Annotated in this window: 16 protein-coding genes; 7 read left to right on the top strand and 9 right to left on the bottom strand. The window is 58.8% G+C overall.

The window, feature by feature from the left end; genetic code table 11:
• Nucleotides 1-43: 43 nt before the first annotated feature.
• Nucleotides 44-763, top strand: a complete 720-nt coding sequence (gene hisA, locus B2344_RS10295; protein WP_290485169.1) for a 1-(5-phosphoribosyl)-5-[(5-phosphoribosylamino)methylideneamino]imidazole-4-carboxamide isomerase — start codon at nucleotides 44-46, stop codon at nucleotides 761-763.
• 6 nt (nucleotides 764-769) lie between these two features.
• Here the strand turns inward: hisA and B2344_RS10290 are convergent, their stop codons facing one another.
• The 5 genes from B2344_RS10290 to B2344_RS10270 form a co-directional block, all read right to left on the bottom strand.
• Nucleotides 770-2,470 carry a hypothetical protein gene (locus B2344_RS10290; RefSeq protein ID WP_290485168.1) on the bottom strand — a complete coding sequence of 567 codons (1,701 nt, stop codon included), beginning with the start codon at nucleotides 2,468-2,470 and terminating at the stop codon, nucleotides 770-772.
• Nucleotides 2,471-3,165: 695 nt separating this feature from the next.
• The gene (locus tag B2344_RS10285; RefSeq protein WP_290485167.1) at nucleotides 3,166-3,924 is read right to left on the bottom strand and encodes a GGDEF domain-containing protein; all 759 of its coding nucleotides are present in this window, start codon (nucleotides 3,922-3,924) and stop codon (nucleotides 3,166-3,168) included.
• A 176-nt stretch (nucleotides 3,925-4,100) separates the two neighbouring features.
• The gene (locus B2344_RS10280; protein WP_034813151.1) at nucleotides 4,101-4,289 is read right to left on the bottom strand and encodes a hypothetical protein; all 189 of its coding nucleotides are present in this window, start codon (nucleotides 4,287-4,289) and stop codon (nucleotides 4,101-4,103) included.
• Between the two features lie 72 nt (nucleotides 4,290-4,361).
• Nucleotides 4,362-4,562, bottom strand: coding sequence for a hypothetical protein (locus tag B2344_RS10275; protein WP_290482568.1), 201 nt, complete (start codon nucleotides 4,560-4,562; stop codon nucleotides 4,362-4,364).
• 164 nt (nucleotides 4,563-4,726) lie between these two features.
• The gene (locus tag B2344_RS10270; RefSeq protein WP_290482569.1) at nucleotides 4,727-4,939 is read right to left on the bottom strand and encodes a hypothetical protein; all 213 of its coding nucleotides are present in this window, start codon (nucleotides 4,937-4,939) and stop codon (nucleotides 4,727-4,729) included.
• Between the two features lie 146 nt (nucleotides 4,940-5,085).
• On the opposite strand from B2344_RS10270, the gene hisF reads away from it, so the two are divergent.
• Complete coding sequence (gene hisF / locus B2344_RS10265) at nucleotides 5,086-5,847, top strand: imidazole glycerol phosphate synthase subunit HisF (RefSeq protein ID WP_290485183.1); 762 nt, start codon at nucleotides 5,086-5,088, stop codon at nucleotides 5,845-5,847.
• An 82-nt stretch (nucleotides 5,848-5,929) separates the two neighbouring features.
• Nucleotides 5,930-6,346: a GFA family protein gene (locus B2344_RS10260; protein ID WP_206991743.1), complete on the top strand. Its 417-nt coding sequence runs from the start codon at nucleotides 5,930-5,932 to the stop codon at nucleotides 6,344-6,346.
• Here the strand turns inward: B2344_RS10260 and B2344_RS10255 are convergent.
• The gene (locus B2344_RS10255; RefSeq protein ID WP_290485166.1) at nucleotides 6,343-7,158 is read right to left on the bottom strand and encodes a crotonase/enoyl-CoA hydratase family protein; all 816 of its coding nucleotides are present in this window, start codon (nucleotides 7,156-7,158) and stop codon (nucleotides 6,343-6,345) included. The genes B2344_RS10260 and B2344_RS10255 overlap by 4 nt on opposite strands.
• A 109-nt stretch (nucleotides 7,159-7,267) precedes the next feature.
• Between B2344_RS10255 and hisE the strand changes: the two genes are divergently transcribed.
• Nucleotides 7,268-7,615 carry a phosphoribosyl-ATP diphosphatase gene (hisE, locus tag B2344_RS10250; RefSeq protein ID WP_290485165.1) on the top strand — a complete coding sequence of 116 codons (348 nt, stop codon included), beginning with the start codon at nucleotides 7,268-7,270 and terminating at the stop codon, nucleotides 7,613-7,615.
• Between the two features lie 6 nt (nucleotides 7,616-7,621).
• Here hisE and B2344_RS10245 read toward each other — a convergent pair whose 3' ends face one another.
• Nucleotides 7,622-8,041, bottom strand: coding sequence for a DUF3806 domain-containing protein (locus tag B2344_RS10245; RefSeq protein WP_290482572.1), 420 nt, complete (start codon nucleotides 8,039-8,041; stop codon nucleotides 7,622-7,624).
• A gap of 132 nt (nucleotides 8,042-8,173) precedes the next feature.
• On the bottom strand, nucleotides 8,174-8,908 hold the full coding sequence (locus tag B2344_RS10240; protein WP_290480282.1) for a DUF6065 family protein: 735 nt from the start codon (nucleotides 8,906-8,908) through the stop codon (nucleotides 8,174-8,176).
• Between the two features lie 58 nt (nucleotides 8,909-8,966).
• Here B2344_RS10240 and B2344_RS10235 point away from each other — a divergent pair, with 58 nt between their 5' ends.
• Nucleotides 8,967-9,476: a prolyl-tRNA synthetase associated domain-containing protein gene (locus B2344_RS10235; protein WP_290485164.1), complete on the top strand. Its 510-nt coding sequence runs from the start codon at nucleotides 8,967-8,969 to the stop codon at nucleotides 9,474-9,476.
• Between the two features lie 81 nt (nucleotides 9,477-9,557).
• Here the strand turns inward: B2344_RS10235 and B2344_RS10230 are convergent, their stop codons facing one another.
• Nucleotides 9,558-12,065, bottom strand: coding sequence for a TonB-dependent receptor (locus B2344_RS10230; protein WP_290482574.1), 2,508 nt, complete (start codon nucleotides 12,063-12,065; stop codon nucleotides 9,558-9,560).
• A 265-nt stretch (nucleotides 12,066-12,330) separates the two neighbouring features.
• On the opposite strand from B2344_RS10230, the gene B2344_RS10225 reads away from it, so the two are divergent.
• Together B2344_RS10225 and B2344_RS10220 are read left to right on the top strand one after the other, a co-directional pair.
• On the top strand, nucleotides 12,331-13,839 hold the full coding sequence (locus tag B2344_RS10225; protein ID WP_414651735.1) for a tetratricopeptide repeat-containing sulfotransferase family protein: 1,509 nt from the start codon (nucleotides 12,331-12,333) through the stop codon (nucleotides 13,837-13,839).
• A 62-nt stretch (nucleotides 13,840-13,901) separates the two neighbouring features.
• Nucleotides 13,902-14,918 carry an aldo/keto reductase gene (locus B2344_RS10220; protein WP_290485163.1) on the top strand — a complete coding sequence of 339 codons (1,017 nt, stop codon included), beginning with the start codon at nucleotides 13,902-13,904 and terminating at the stop codon, nucleotides 14,916-14,918.
• The last annotated feature ends 82 nt before the right edge of the window (nucleotides 14,919-15,000 follow it).

The following is a 15,000-nucleotide window of genomic DNA, read 5'->3' as shown; positions in this document are numbered from 1 at the left end:
GCGCTCCTTCGACTTCGCTCAGGATGAGCGCTAAGGAGACAATATGAGCTTTACCCTCTATCCCGCCATCGACCTGAAAGACGGCCAGTGCGTGCGCCTGCTGCGCGGTGAGATGGACCAGGCGACCGTGTTTTCCGACAGTCCGGCGGACCAGGCACGCGCCTTCCGCGAGGCGGGGTTCACGCATCTTCACGTCGTGGACCTGAACGGCGCCTTTGAGGGCAAGGCGGTCAACCGCGACGCGGTCGAGGCGATCCTGAAAGCCACCGATGCGCCGGTCCAGCTCGGCGGCGGCATCCGCACCCGCGCGCAGATTGATGCCTGGCTGGAAGCCGGCATTTCGCGCGTCATTCTCGGCACGGCCGCGCTGCGCGACCCGGAACTGGTCAAGGAAGCCGCCCGCGCCCTGCCGGGGCAGGTCGTGGTCGGCATCGATGCGAAGCACGGCATGGTCGCGGTCGAGGGCTGGGCCGAGACCAGCGACATGAAGGCAACCGAACTTGCGAAAGCCTTTGAAGGCTGCGGCGTCGCCGCCATCGTCGCGACCGATATTGGCCGCGACGGCCTGAAGACCGGCGTCAATGTTCCGTTCACGGCAGAACTTGCCAATACGGTCAGCATTCCGATCATCGCCTCCGGCGGCGTCGCCAGCGTGGAAGACATCCGCGCCCTGATCGTGGCAGATGCGCCGATTGCGGGGAGCATTCTGGGCCGGGCGCTTTATGATGGGGATATTGTGGCGGGAGAGGTTTTGGCGCTTTAAATGCGATCAATGAGGCAGTCTGTCTGCTCTTATTGTCTCTGCTAGTTCATTTATTCGTACAACTTTAGTCTCTGAATTATTGTATTTGAGTGCCTTTTCCAAATTTTCCCATTCGGTCAAATTGTCTGTAAGCGAATGGGTGTTTCGAAGCCTGCTAATAAATGTTGGGTAATCTAGCCGGCTCCATCTTGAAGATTGAATCAGGCTTGCCAAGCGATTGGATGCACTCATCAGCTCGCTCGTTTCGTTCGTTTCGCCAAGTTCTTTGCCGGCTGCTGCTGCAAGCGAGGTTCGCTTCACAAGGTCAGCGTTTTTTGACACCTCGGCTGATATCGCAGGATCGTCAATGGAAGCCAAAATGTCATCTAACTCTGTGAAATCAAGGTTTCTTAAATCGTTCAATTGCCGATCATATTTCTTGAATGCCGCTGCTCTAGCTTCACGTTTTTCTATCGCTTCGACCCGCTTGGCTTCGTCAGTTAGAATTTGAAACTTGTGGAGAGCCTCTCTGCGCCGATGATTCTGATTGCTAGCAAAGAAAATGATTGCAATCCAAGTGACAGCAAACGCTGTTGCAAACTGGGAATTCAACGCATCCCAAGCTGCGGATTTGGTTCCTTCCAATCCAACATGGCCAATTTCGTTAGGAAGTAAGGCGATCCAAGTAATCGTGATCGCTCCAAATACTCCCAAAGGGTAATCAGTTAGGACGCGTCGAATCCGGAATCCGCGATCTAGTGATCCCAGCGGCATGTCCTTGATCGCTTTCTCGTTATCGGCTTCAGCGGGTTGATTTATTTTCTTTGATCTTGTGGGCCCCATTTTAAGTAGTGACTTCTTCACCTCCACCACCATCGTATTTAGGTCATTGAGGGCCTGGCTATCATTCTCACGGATCAGCTTTTGATAAGATCGCGCGCGTTCCGAGCCATCTTCTAGAATTTGCGCTCTTTCAGACTCTCTCCTTCCAATTCCAATCGCAGACCACCCAAGTGAAATTAAACCGATTAACCACCACCACTTTTCAAAGAAAACGAATGTTTTTCGAACTATCCTAGAATTCATCCAACTCGTGTTTGTTTCTTCCTCGCTCCCTTTGTCGCCTGTTGCCTGGACTTTGACTGTTACGGGGCGGTCCTCTGCTTCGTCTATGCAAGCCAAAGGATTTGGGCCTGCTTCAGCTTCAGAAACGATCACAGGAATTACGTCTATTCCACTCACTGGAAGGTGCTTTCGCGCAACTTCGCAAATGTCAGGGCCACAATCAGGTGTTTGAATACCATCACTGATTAGGAAAATGTCTGCAGGCCGATCTCCTGCATTCAAAATTGCAGACTCCAAGGCAGCCCCCAAAGGGGTGAAGTCATTCTCGTAACGACGCGGTGAAGTGTCCAATTCTTCTCTTGTAATCGGCGTTGATATCCTTACCGGATGCCAACAAAGGTCTCGGTTTTTCGCGCGAAAATATGTCTTCGAAAATAGTCCATGAGAACTGGACTCTGACCGCTCTGCGATGAGCGCCGTAATCAAATTTTCTGCTCGCGCACCTTTGCTGATGGTTGGAGCACTTCCGGGCAATTCCTCCGCCATCGACCCACTGGCATCGATCAGAAAGTAAGTCAGAACTTCGGAATCGGGGCCTTCTTCGGCCGCCATGACGGGCAGAATCATGAGAGCCAAGAAGAGCGCAGCAAATGATCTGCGCATGGGTCACCTCAATTCAAATGACGCAACAGGAAATGTTGCCAATACGTTCTATTCTAGATCTTCCGATTCGTCGAATCGTTAAAGTAGAATCTTCTGCACCCAAAGCCGGACTGGCTTTCACCATCCGGGTATCTCGTAGTCGGCTCGAAGAGCCGTCGGCGCGGCAGGCGCCGTGGCGCTCCGCCTTGGATTTGGAATGGCTACGGAATGGAGCGTTACCGCCCGCCGCGCCGGACAGGAATTTCGGCGAGCACCCTCATGGGGGCCCATGGTCCCGGGTCTTCGTTACCGGTGCCGCGCGAACGATTCCACCGTGCTTTTGACACGTATGGCCCATCCGGGGAGGTCTTACTCCCGTGCAGCCGGACGAGGCGGTTTCCCAACCTGCTTTCGCAGGCTCACCCTGGCCTGACCTGCCTAGGGCCGTGCGAGACCGTATGCCTCCCGCCCAGCCCATCCTGTCCCTGCAACCCACAACCAGAACGGTACCTGATCCGGCTCCCGTGAGAGCAGAGGCTTAGTATGCGGCGGGAAGTTCTCAGACGGATAGGGAGAGGCGCGCGCCTCACACACCGTATCCTCGGCGCATGCCGGGGTCTCCTGCCGAAGCCAGACGGACGAGACTCCGGCATGCGCCGGAGAGGCGGTGAGTGGAGGCCGAAATGTGGGAACGCTTCAGCGCTTGGAAAGGCAGCCTAGGCCGCGAACATTTCCGGGTCGCTGTCGGGGTGGTCAAAGCTCATTGCGCGATTCTTGCCGAAGCGTTTGGCGGCGTAGAGCCCCTTGTCGGCGCGCGAGAGCAGGGTCGAGATTTCGCGGCTGTCATGGTCCTTGCAATAGCCGAGGCTGATCGTGACGGTCAGCTCACCTATCGGAGTCTGGATCGGTTCGGCGGCCACATCCCGCACCAGCCGACCGAGCGCGCGATAGGCCACGACCTCGCTGGAGAACATGCCCGCAATGGAAAACTCTTCCCCGCCCAGACGGGCGACAAGGCAATCCTCTGGCACTTTTGCGTTCAGCCTGACCGCGATCTCTCGCAGGACATGGTCGCCCACATCATGGCCGTGGGAATCATTCACGCGCTTGAAATTGTCGATGTCGGCAATGGCACAGAAGAAGGGCCGCCCGACGAAATGTGCGCGGGTCTGGAGCTGGCGCGCGGCCTCGAAAAAGGCGCGGCGATTGGGCAGGCCGGTCAACTCGTCCTTGTGCGCGATCTTGTAATTCTGTTCTGCCAGGCGATAGATCCTGAGCCGGGTGCGCAGCATGATGAAGCTGAGCGTGGGGCAAATGATCAAAGGCAGGATCGTGGCAAATGCCATCGCCGCCGGACCGCTGATCGAGCCATAGGCCTGGATCCAGAGATAGACGGGCGTGACAACGCACATCAAGACCAGAAGTGTGACCAGCACGCCGAGCCGTATGGCCCAGGCAATATTTCTATAAGGCATCCGCAACAGCGCCCCTCCCACACGAGACCTTTCGCAGAACGCTGTTAAGATTGCCGCTCACTGGGCGCGTAAATTGCGCCGGTCCCGTTAAGACCCTGCTAAGCAACAGGATGGGGGCGGACAAAAAGGACCGGCCCTGTTGGGGGGCCGGTCTGTTGTCGTTATTACAGGGGGGCTCAGCGCACCGCGCGCCGTGGCTTGTTGGCCACGCTGGTGACGTGTTCGGACACCGCCGGGATGAGGCGCGGGCCATTATGGGAGCGGCGGCCCATGAAGTTCAGGGCCGCGCGTTTGGCGACTTGCCCAGCGCCAGCCGTGAGGGCGGCGGTTGCGGCGGCGATGGCGGCTTGTTTCCAAAGTTTCATGGGCGAGCTCCTTGTGCGTTATGGGATTACCCTATCAATGCGCGCGACCGCCTGCCGGTTCCGCGATGTCACCTAGCGACGGCCCAGCACGGGCGGCATCATGCGGCGTGTGCGCAGGGCATGGGCGATGTCCGAGAGCGCGGGCGCATCGGGGGCGCGATCAAACTCGCTATCGCCGAGACGCGCATGGCGCAGGCCCTGACGCAGGAAGGTTTCTTTCGGGTGCGTTGCGGCCGCGTCGGCGGCCCGGCGCATGGTTTTGGAAAGATTCATATCGTGTCTCCCTTGCTTTGTGGTGCGAGGGCGGGCGGAGGCCCGCCATGAAGGAAGTATAGCACAGGAGGCGCAGCGACTTGAGTGAAACCCTTGTCAGGATGGCATGCATGAAAAAGGGCCGCATAGGCTGCGGCCCCTGTTTCATCTGTCGGTCTGGCCTATCAGTGCGCGGTGACCGGATCGCCATGGGGGCTGGAGACGCCCTTGTGCTGGCGGAACTGGCCGGATGTGTCTGCGCCGTTCGTGGCTTGCGTGTTGCTTTCATCCTGGCGGCGCTCGCGGAGGAATTTGCGGCCGTATTTCTGGCCGGCAAAGGCGGCCCCTGCAGCGCTCAGGACTCCAGCAGCGATCATCAATTGGTTGCGGCGTTTCATAGGTGGGTCTCCTGTGGTTCGCGTTATTCATGCGCGGCAGAATTGCCATCGCATTCCCCCAATCAATGCGTGGCCCCGGCCCCCTGTTCCGTTACATACCTGCAAGGCGCTTCCCTTCCGGGCGCGTGGACGCTAAAGCCCACCTCATGAGCCTGAAGACCCGCATCATTCCCTGTCTCGACGTGAAGGACGGCCGCACCGTCAAGGGCGTCAATTTCGTTGACCTGAAAGACGCGGGCGACCCCGTGGCGCTGGCGAAAGCCTATGATGCGCAGGGGGCGGACGAGCTGTGCTTTCTCGACATTTCCGCCACGCATGAGGGCCGGGGCACGCTGATGGACATTGTTTCGGCAACAGCGGAGCAATGTTTCATGCCGCTGACCGTGGGCGGCGGGGTGCGCAGCGCGGAAGACCTGGTGGCGCTGTTGCGCGCGGGTGCCGACAAGGTGGCGATCAATTCCGCCGCCGTGGCTGACCCCGGCGTAATTGCGCGATGCGCAGCAAAAGCCGGGTCGCAAGCGGTGGTCGTGGCGATCGATGCGCGCGCCGTGGGCGACCATTGGGAAATCTTTACCCATGGCGGACGGAAAGAGACCGGCATTGACGCGGTGGCCTTTGCCAGGGAAGCCGAGGCGCGCGGGGCCGGGGAAATCCTGCTGACCAGCATGGATCGGGACGGCACCAAATCCGGATACGACCTGCCCCTGTTGAAAGCAATCACCGGCGCGGTGAACATTCCCGTCATCGCCAGTGGCGGGGCAGGCAAGGTGGAAGACCTCGCCCCCGCCGTGATCGAGGGCGGGGCGACGGCGGTGTTGGCTGCCTCGATCTTCCATTTCGGCGAAGCGACGATTGCCGAGGCCCGCGCCGCACTGGCTGCAGCCGGAGCGCCTGTCCGCCCCCTCTGACGAAATCGTCACAAAGCCTTCAATTGAGATATGGCCGCATTGGCGTAGGCTGGCCTCCTTATACAAACAGGAGGGAGCGATCATGAAAGGCCATTGTCTATGCGGCGCGGTGACGATCACGGTGCCGGACATCAACGAGGTGGCAGTTTGCCATTGCGCGACGTGCCGACGCTGGGGCGGCGGGCCGCTGTTCACGGTCGACCATGACGGCAAGCTGGAGATCGAGGGCGAGGACCATATCGCCGATTACCAGTCCTCGGACTGGGCCGAGCGGGCCTTCTGCAAGACCTGTGGCAGCCATCTCTACTACCACCTCAAATTCCACGACCATTTCGCCCTGTCGGCCGGCCTGTTTCAGGAGGCCGACCTGTCAAAGCTGTCGCAGCAGATCTTCATCGACGAGAAAGCCGCCTATTATGATCTGGCCAATGACACGCCGATGCTGACGGGCGAAGAAGCCTTTGCCGCGTTTGAGGCCGCAAATGGCGAGAGCGACTAGTCGGTAAAGGCCGGCTTGCGCTTTTGCATCTCGGCGAACACCGCTTCCATCTGGTTCGGTGTACGGATGATCTTGTCCTGCTCGACCGATTCCGCCATCAGGAGTTCCGCGTCGGTGGCATCCTGCATGGAATTGAAGATGCGTTTGGAGGCCTTGATCGCGTCCGGGTTCTTCAGCGCGATTTGCTTGGCGAGCGCCATCGCATCATCCAGCGGATTGTCGGAGACATGGGTGGCAAAACCCATTTCCTGCGCTTCGGTGCCGTTGAAGATGCGGTTGGTATAGGTCAGTTCGCGCAGCACATCGTCACGGACATTGCCGCGCCAGAGCGGGAAACCCGCCATGTCGGGCACGAGACCCCATTTCAGTTCCATGATGGCGCAACGTGTGTCTGGATGGACAAAGCGAATATCGGCGCCGGAGAGAATCTGGAAGCCGCCCCCAAAGGCCACACCATGCGCAGCGGCGATGACCGGCGCCGGAATCTCACGCCAGCCCCAGGCGACATATTGCGCGCGATTGGCGATGCCGTGCGTGCGGTCGGACAAGGTGTTCTTGCTGCCGGTGACGCTCTTGGACTCGTCGCTGCCGGAATCGCTGCCGAGGCTGGACAGGTCCAGCCCGGCGCAGAAGGCGCGGCCTTCACCTGAGACGACCACGGCGCGCAGGCCCTTTGTCTCTTTCAGCTGGACAATCGCCTCATTGATGCCGTCAAACATGGCGGGGTCGAGGGCGTTCATCTTGTCAATGCGGATGAAGCGAACGTCGGCGATGCCGTCGTCCAGCATGGTAATGGAGACCCGGTCTTTCATGACATTCTTCCTGATCTGGTGGCGTTTCCTGAGGTTAAAGTGCGCCAGTAAGGCCTCGCGTCAAGCGCCCGCGCTTCCTCACGTCGCGTAAGTGCGCTAAGCCAAGGCCATGACAGATCTCGGCTCCCCTGACCGCCTGGCTGCGGCCCTCGCCCATCTCGGCACCACGATCGACGCACGCGCCAAGGAAGGCGACGCATCCAGTTCGTGGACCGCAAAACTGCTGGCCAAGGGGCCGGAAGCCTGCGCGGAGAAAGTGCATGAGGAAGGCATGGAGCTGGCCCAGGCCGTGCGCCGCGAGAGCGATGCGCATGTGGCAAGCGAGGCGGCCGACGTGCTCTATCATGCCTTTGTCGCACTGCGCTCGCGGGGGGTGAGCCTCGATGCGGTGGCCGCCGCGCTGGAGAAACGGCAAGGCATCAGTGGGATTGACGAGAAGGCCGGGCGAAAAGGTTAGAGCTACCTACGGTCGGCTGTCGTATTCCCCAGAGTCCGCCATGCGCTGCAGCTCGCTCGCCATCGCATTGCAAAGGTCAGTGATGCTGACCCGCGCGGACTCCCTTACCCGCTTCTGAATCATGCTGACTGGAGAACAAAATATCTTCAGGTCAGGTATGGCCAGGACTGTTTCCTCTCCGAACTCGTCCTTCACCCGCACCCATTCAAGCGGAACCTTCTGGGCCAACAGTTCCCCGAATGCCAGTCCCGCCGCGATGATGCCTTCACCATATTCCGGATACTGGCTCGAGAGCGTGTCGTAGAGGTCTTGTACATGCGCAGCGGTAAGAGGCGGGGCAGCGTCCGCCAGTCTCGACGCAAGAGAAAGGCCACTTTCCAATGCCGCGCGTTCTTCTGAAGTGAGACCCCTGAATTCCTGACTCATATCACCCGCTCCATATAGATCACTTCCTTCTCACTTGGCACGAAGATGTTCTCGCCGATTTCTTCGAAGCCGAAGCGTTTGTGGAAGTGGAGGGAGCCGGGGCTGGGCGAGAGGCGCGCCTGCTCTGCACCTCTAGACCTCTTTCGGCGCTTTCAGGCGGCGTTTGGTTTGGTGGGTATCGGCTTTGTCGCCCGTGGGTTTTTCGCCGCGCATATAGTGGCGCTGCCAGCGTTCCTTCATGGCGTTTTCTTCGCCTGTCTTCAGGCGCTTGTTGAAGTCTGACCGGCTTTCGGTCCAGGCATTATATTCCTTCACCAATTCCGTGTTCGAGCGCAGCAGCTTCCGCTCCGGTTCGATCTCTTCCAGCTTCTTGTGCTCCATCAGCGTGATGAAGGCGAAGGGCTCGTCCTTTTCGAAGATCACTTCGCCGGGGCGCGTCATCTGCCAGTTCATTGTGAACGGGAAGGGCAGCCAGTCGGTCTCGACCAGGCCCGTCAGCGGATAGATGCCATCCTTCGGCCAGTTTGGCGGGCCCGTGACCCAGACGCCCCAGCCGGGCGGCGTGCGGAACAGGTGGCCGGTATGGAAGGTGACGATGCCGCGCATGAAATGCGCATCGGCAAAGCTGGAAATTGCGTTCGGATCGCCGCGCGTCAGGATCTGAATGTCTTCATTGCGCGTGCCGCCATTCCATTTGATCTTGATGTCCATCGGGCAGAGCAATTCCCAGCCGGTGGAATTGGCCATGGTCAGCGGCAGGCAGCGATAGGGATGGCGATCTGTGAAGGCGTCCATCCAGTCGCGATTGGAGCGCGCAGGCACCATTTGTGGCGCGACGTCGTAGATCTTGTAGCAATCGAGATGCATGAAGCGGTATCCAGAGCAGTGCTTGACGGGAGGCTAAAGTCTTGGCCCAAAGGACGCCATGACCGCAACCCCTGATGATCTCTTTGCCTATCTGGATGAATTGGGCGTCGCCCACACAACACATTGGCATGATGCCGTGTTTACGGTGGATGAGGGGCGGGAGCTGAAAGCCTCCATGCCCGGCGGACACACCAAGAACCTGTTCCTGACCGACAAGGATGGCGCGATCATCCTGATCGCGGCGGAGGCACATTCAGAGCTCAAGCTGAACCGGCTTCATCGCCTGATCGGCACGCGGCGGCTGTCGTTTGGTTCACCCGATCTGATGGAGGAAGTGCTGGGCGTGACACCGGGATCGGTGACGGCATTTGCCCTGATGAATGATACAGGCGGGCGCGTGCGTTTCCTGGTCGATGCCGCGCTGCTGGATCACGATCCGGTGAATTTCCACCCGCTGACCAATACCGGGACCACGGCGATTGCGCGGGATGATCTGGAGCGGTTTGCCCGCGCGACGGGGCATGGGTTTGAAGTGGTGGACTTTACCCAATTGCTGGACGAAGTCTGAAAAAGGGCAGATCTGAAAAGGGAGGGGCCGCCCATGACAGGCGACCCCGGGGATTGACCTTTGGAACAGTCAGGAAGTCGACTATTCAAACGTATATTTGAACCGTACACCGATCGAACGCGGCGCGCCGACATGGGTGTAGTAGGTCCGTTGATAGACCGGGCCGCCCGCATCATCAGACAGAACCTGATTGTAGAGATTCGTGCCGACGACGCCGGTCTCGTAGAACTCGTCAAAGAGGTTGTTGACGAAGAAGGTCGCCTGCCAGTCGCCCGTGTCATATACGGCAGAGACATTGGCCAGCCCGAAGGAATCGAGCGTCAAACCATCGCCGAGGCCACCCGTGCGGCTGAGCACATCGCCCTGCCATGTGTAGCCGGCATTGAAGGCAACTTCCGCGCCATTTTCGAGCGGCATGACATAGGTTCCGAAGACTGCGAACTGATCTTCCGGAGAGCCGGGCAGGCGGTCACCGTCACTGCCGTCCAGCAAGACCGATCCGAAGCCCGGAGGCGAGATCGTGCCGACAAGGCCCGGTGCATCCGCGGTGAGCGTTGCCTCGGAATGACTATAGCTGCCGCGTACGGAGAGGTTCTCTTTGACTGCCCAGGCGCCATTGACCTCAAAGCCTTTGGACTCCGCGCCTTCGGCATTGACCGTGATCGGAATGGAGGCGTTGATCGTGGCAGAACTCAGCTGCGGATCGGTCCATTCGATATAGTAGACTGCGCCGTTCAGGGTGACCCGCCCATCCATCAGGGTCGACTTGAAGCCAAGCTCGTAATTGGTGGTCGTGTCAGGACCGAATTGCGATTCGTCCCGCGTGGAAACGTCGCCAGCGCCCGGTCCGAATTGCTGTCCCGGCAGAAGTGCACATGCGCCTTGCTGGTTGTTGGTCGGATCATAGGCCGGGCAAACGCCAATACCGTTCGAGTTACCAATCCGGTAGCCTTCGCTGACGGTGAAGTAACCGAGAACATCATCCGTCACCTGATAAGAGGTGTTGAACTTGAACAGGGTACCATCATCGGACTGGCTGGTCCGCTCTGTGCCATTCGGGCTGCCGGCGGCGAAGTCAGACTTCAGGCTGTCTTCCATGTCGCTGATGCCAACGGGCTGGAGATAGTTCGGACCGCTATCGAAGAGCGGGAAATCGACATCGCTGAACGATTCCAGATCATACTCATAATAGCGCCCCCCGACCGTGACGGTCCAGCGATCGGTGATGTCAAATCCAACCTCCCCAAACAGCGCTGCTTCTTCCAGTGAAGAATAGAACTGGGAATAGTATTCCAGGTCATCCGGGCGGTCGAAGCCGACATAGTCCGCATATCCCGGCGTGTACTCCTGGGAATAGGAGGTCACATCGGAATTGTTGTAGAACGCACCAACGATCCAGTTGAACCGGCTGTCAGTCGTCGAAACGAGACGGACTTCCTGGTTGAATGTGTTCTCGCGACCCTTCTCATGCGTGAAGGAGGTGAAGGTCGGGAACAGTTCATAGCTGTATTCGAGCGAGATCAGGAGGTCGGTCTGGTCGCGCTGGCCATTGTCGTCGAACCGGGAATAGCCGGTGGCGGAGGTCAGCTCCGCAAAGCCGAGATCGGCTGTCAGCTCAAGCGCCAGCAACTGGTTGGTAATCTCGTTCGGTTCTTCGACACGTTTGGCCAGTTCGTATTTCCCGGTCTGGAGCGTGTTGCGCCAGCTGGAGCCCTGGCGGCCATCGATTTCGGACTTCTGGTAATAATAGGTCGCCGTCCCATCGAGCCACTCAGTTGGTTCCCAGCGCGCAGCGAGGCGGCCGGAAACGGTCCGCTCGCCATTCGCATCCGTGACGCCGCGCAAATTGGACGCAACATCAGTCGGGTCAGAAAAGTCCGGGTCCGGATCTGATACACCGATTTCCTGCACGATGTATGGATAGTCGATGAAACCGGAATCGTCTTCGTAGTCGACCGAGCCACGGATCGCAAAGTTTGGCGCAAACGTCTTGTTGAAGGTCAAGCCGGTTTCATAGCTGAGCGATGCTGCTTCGGAATATTTTGAGAATTCCGACCGCACTTCCAGTAGGTCGCCATCAAAATCCGGCTTGTTCGGGATGTAACGGATTGCGCCGCCAAGCGTACCGGCGCCGTAAAGTGTGCCTTGTGGCCCAAGCAGGACTTCCACGCGCTGAAGGTCATTCAGCTTGAGATCCACAAAAAGCGGAATCTCGCCGAGATAGGTGGCAACCGTGCCGCCGCCATCATTGTTGCCGTCACCGGAGCCGAGGCCATCTGCATTCAGACCACGAACAATAACGGGGTTGCCCTGACGGCCACCGCGATCAACGACGTTGATACCCGGTACATAAGCCAGCACATCTGCCAGTTCGTCAAAGCCTTGCTCTTCGATCTGCTCGCCGCCAAGGGCCGCGATGTTCAGCGGGATATCCTGAACGCTTTCGGCGCGGCGGGTGGCGGTGACCGTAATGGTCTGGGCGCGCAATTCGCTGTCGCTGGACGGTTCTTCCTGGGCGCTGGCACCCATGGCAAGGCCTGTCGCAAGCACGACAAGACTGGTCTGCCGTAGTAGACTGGATTTAGACATTTGTAGAAACTCCTATAGTTCCTACCTCACCTCCAACATTAGGAAGCAGGGAAGAATTTGGCACAAGCGACCGTCCCACACGGCAGCACATTTATGTCCTTGGCGTAATATTTTTGGCACAGAATTGCGCCTATACGGCTCAGTTGTAGAATGAAGGAACAATGCACTGATCAAAAATTGGGCATCTTCGCCAAATATTGGGCTACTGGACCGGGCGGCGAGCCATCTGGAAAAGAAGGCTTACAGGCATGCGCATGCCGACTGCATGGAGGCGCTGAAACGCGACCCCGGCGAGCCGCGCGCGTATTATCTACTGGGCATCCTGACCGCGGATCACGCCAATCATGCCAAGGCCATAGACCTGTTTGATCGTGCGCTGACACTCAGCCCACAACACCCTGAAGTGCTCGCCCAAAAAGCGCGCAGTGAAATGGCACTTCTCAGGCGCGAATCGGCTGTACGGTCTGCGGATGCCGCCGCCGCGCTTGCGCCAGACGACGCCTTGACGCTCGACACGCTGGGGGTCGTCTACAGCCGCGCCGGACTGCATGACCGTTCTCTGGAATTCTACAAGCGGGCCACGGCGACCGCCCCAGATGTCTCTGCCTACCATTACAATCTCGGAGCGGCGCTTCAGTTTGTCGGACACATGGACGAAGCGCGGGAAGCCTATCGCAGATGCTTAATACTGGATCCGGGCGAGACCCGCGCTCTGGCCGCAATCGTCCAGATCACGAAGCAGACCGAGGCCGACAACCAGATTGCCGAATTGAAAGCTGTGTTTCCCTCGGTCGCCCATAAAGCCGATGACGCGCTCCGCGTCGGCCATGCCCTCGCCAAGGCCTATGAAGATTTGAACCAACCAGCCGAAGCGATGGGCTGGCTGGCCAAAGCCAAATCAGCCAAATGGGCCGCTGTGCAGCACGATGCGGCGTTTGATGACGCCATTTTCGACGCGGCGAAAGCGACGACACACCTGCCAATGATGGGTGGCCATACCAGCGCGCAACCCATTTTCATTGTCGGCATGCCCCGGACGGGAACCACCCTGGTCGACCGGATCTTGTCGAGCCATAGCGAGGTGACTTCGGCCGGAGAACTCGCCGATTTCGGGATCAGCCTGAAACACCTGTCAGGCACCCAATCGAAATACGTGCTGGATGTCGAAACGCTGGCGGCAGCCGGGCAGGTAGACCAGAACGAGCTTGGCCGGATGTACATGCAACGCGTTGAATCCACGCTCGGCCTGACTGGGCGGTTCATTGACAAGCTGCCACTGAATGCGATTTACGCCCCCATCATTTTGGCGGCCCTGCCGGAAGCGCGGATCATCTGCCTCAGGCGGCATCCGGCGGACACAGTGCTCAGCAATTACAGGCAATTGTTTGCGACGCAGTTTCCCTATTACGACTACGCCCTGAACCTGGAAACCACGGCGCACTATTATGTCGGCTTTGACCGCATGATCCGGCATTACAGCGAGACGCTTCCGGCAGGCCGGTTCACACAGGTTCATTATGAAGACGTGGTGGGCGACATCGAGGCCCAGACACGGAGATTGCTCGAGTTCTGCGGCCTGTCATTTGAGGCCCAATGCCTGGACTTTCACCAGAATGCCGCGCCGGTTGCGACCGCCAGTTCCGCGCAGGTGCGCGAGCCGCTCTATACCCGGGCGCTGGCCCGATGGAAGCGGTACGAGGCGCAGCTCACCCCGGCACTCGATATATTGGAAGCGGCTGGCTGCATCGATGCCGCAGAGCGGGATATCCCCTAGGGCAATGCTGGCCATTCCGGCCCGACGCATTAGTGTCTTCCCGATAAGAGGGAGTCACCGCCATGAAACACCGCCGCCTTGGCAAGAGCGCCATTTACGTATCCGACATCTGCATGGGCACGATGACTTTCGGCGCCCAAACGGACGAAGCCGAAGCCCACAAGATCCTTGATGCCTGTTTCGAAGCCGGGATCAATTTCTATGACACCGCCGAGAACTACCCGGTGCCGCCAAAGCTTGAATGGGCTGGGCGGACCGAAGAAATCTTTGGCCGCTGGATGAAGACCAAAGACCGCGACCGCCTGATCGTGGCTACGAAAGTGTGCGGGCCGTCGCATGGATGGATCAAGGGATCGCAGCGCGGCGAGATGACGGCGCTGGACCGGCACAATATCCGCCGCGCCATCGATGCCAGCCTGACCCGGTTGCAAACCGACTATGTCGATCTCTACCAGACCCATTGGCCAGATCATGGCACGAACTTCGACGAGACGATGGAGACCCTTGATGATCTCGTTCGCGAGGGAAAAGTGCGCATCGTCGGCTGTAGCAATGAAGATGCCTGGGGCCTGATGAAGAGTATCGAGACCTCCAACCGGCTCGGTACGGTGCGCTATCACACGATTCAGAACAATTTCAGCCTGAACAATCGCCGCTTTGAAGATGCATTGGCCAAAGTGTGTCGCCGCGAAGGTGTCAGCCTTATCCCTTATTCGCCGTTGGCAGGGGGCGTCTTGTCCGGCAAGTATCAGGATGGTGCCCTGCCCGAAGGCGCGCGTTTCTCAGCCTATTTGCAACATGGCGGGCGTCAGACCTTAATGGCCGGGCGGTTCGTCAACGAAAAGTCACTGGAATCCACGCGGCGCTTCATGGACATCGCGAAGGATGCGGGCATGTCGCCCGTGACGCTGGCCACAGCATGGTCGAAACAACATGATTTCGTCGCCTCCACCATTGTCGGCGTGTCGAAATTCGATCAGTTGGCCGACATTCTCGCAGCCGCAGACCTGGAACTCTCCGCAGACGTGATGAAGGCGTGCGATGCCGTCACCAAAGACCAGATGTATCCAATGGGCTAGGGCCCGCAAATGAAATGAGCCCCCACCCGCTTCTGCGTCGGATGGAGGCTCGTCCTTTGTTTCCCACCAAAGCTCGTGGGAT

The sequence above is a fragment of the Hyphomonas sp. UBA3195 genome (assembly GCF_002366485.1).
Classification (GTDB): domain Bacteria; phylum Pseudomonadota; class Alphaproteobacteria; order Caulobacterales; family Hyphomonadaceae; genus Hyphomonas.
Note: the sequence above shows the minus strand (reverse complement) of the source record. Positions and strands in the feature narration are given on the sequence as shown.

What these genes read in the sequence shown, in the direction of transcription:
- hisF (WP_290485183.1), top strand. Translation starts at nt 5,086, where the DNA reads ATGAGCCTGAAGACCCGCATCATTCCCTGTCTCGACGTGAAGGACGGC.
- B2344_RS10290 (WP_290485168.1), bottom strand. Translation starts at nt 2,470, where the DNA reads ATGCGCAGATCATTTGCTGCGCTCTTCTTGGCTCTCATGATTCTGCCC.
- B2344_RS10235 (WP_290485164.1), top strand. Translation starts at nt 8,967, where the DNA reads ATGACCGCAACCCCTGATGATCTCTTTGCCTATCTGGATGAATTGGGC.
- B2344_RS10270 (WP_290482569.1), bottom strand. Translation starts at nt 4,939, where the DNA reads ATGAAACGCCGCAACCAATTGATGATCGCTGCTGGAGTCCTGAGCGCT.
- B2344_RS10220 (WP_290485163.1), top strand. Translation starts at nt 13,902, where the DNA reads ATGAAACACCGCCGCCTTGGCAAGAGCGCCATTTACGTATCCGACATC.
- B2344_RS10280 (WP_034813151.1), bottom strand. Translation starts at nt 4,289, where the DNA reads ATGAAACTTTGGAAACAAGCCGCCATCGCCGCCGCAACCGCCGCCCTC.
- B2344_RS10225 (WP_414651735.1), top strand. Translation starts at nt 12,331, where the DNA reads ATGGAGGCGCTGAAACGCGACCCCGGCGAGCCGCGCGCGTATTATCTA.
- B2344_RS10260 (WP_206991743.1), top strand. Translation starts at nt 5,930, where the DNA reads ATGAAAGGCCATTGTCTATGCGGCGCGGTGACGATCACGGTGCCGGAC.
- B2344_RS10285 (WP_290485167.1), bottom strand. Translation starts at nt 3,924, where the DNA reads ATGCCTTATAGAAATATTGCCTGGGCCATACGGCTCGGCGTGCTGGTC.
- B2344_RS10240 (WP_290480282.1), bottom strand. Translation starts at nt 8,908, where the DNA reads ATGCATCTCGATTGCTACAAGATCTACGACGTCGCGCCACAAATGGTG.
- hisA (WP_290485169.1), top strand. Translation starts at nt 44, where the DNA reads ATGAGCTTTACCCTCTATCCCGCCATCGACCTGAAAGACGGCCAGTGC.
- B2344_RS10245 (WP_290482572.1), bottom strand. Translation starts at nt 8,041, where the DNA reads ATGAGTCAGGAATTCAGGGGTCTCACTTCAGAAGAACGCGCGGCATTG.
- hisE (WP_290485165.1), top strand. Translation starts at nt 7,268, where the DNA reads ATGACAGATCTCGGCTCCCCTGACCGCCTGGCTGCGGCCCTCGCCCAT.
- B2344_RS10230 (WP_290482574.1), bottom strand. Translation starts at nt 12,065, where the DNA reads ATGTCTAAATCCAGTCTACTACGGCAGACCAGTCTTGTCGTGCTTGCG.
- B2344_RS10255 (WP_290485166.1), bottom strand. Translation starts at nt 7,158, where the DNA reads ATGAAAGACCGGGTCTCCATTACCATGCTGGACGACGGCATCGCCGAC.
- B2344_RS10275 (WP_290482568.1), bottom strand. Translation starts at nt 4,562, where the DNA reads ATGAATCTTTCCAAAACCATGCGCCGGGCCGCCGACGCGGCCGCAACG.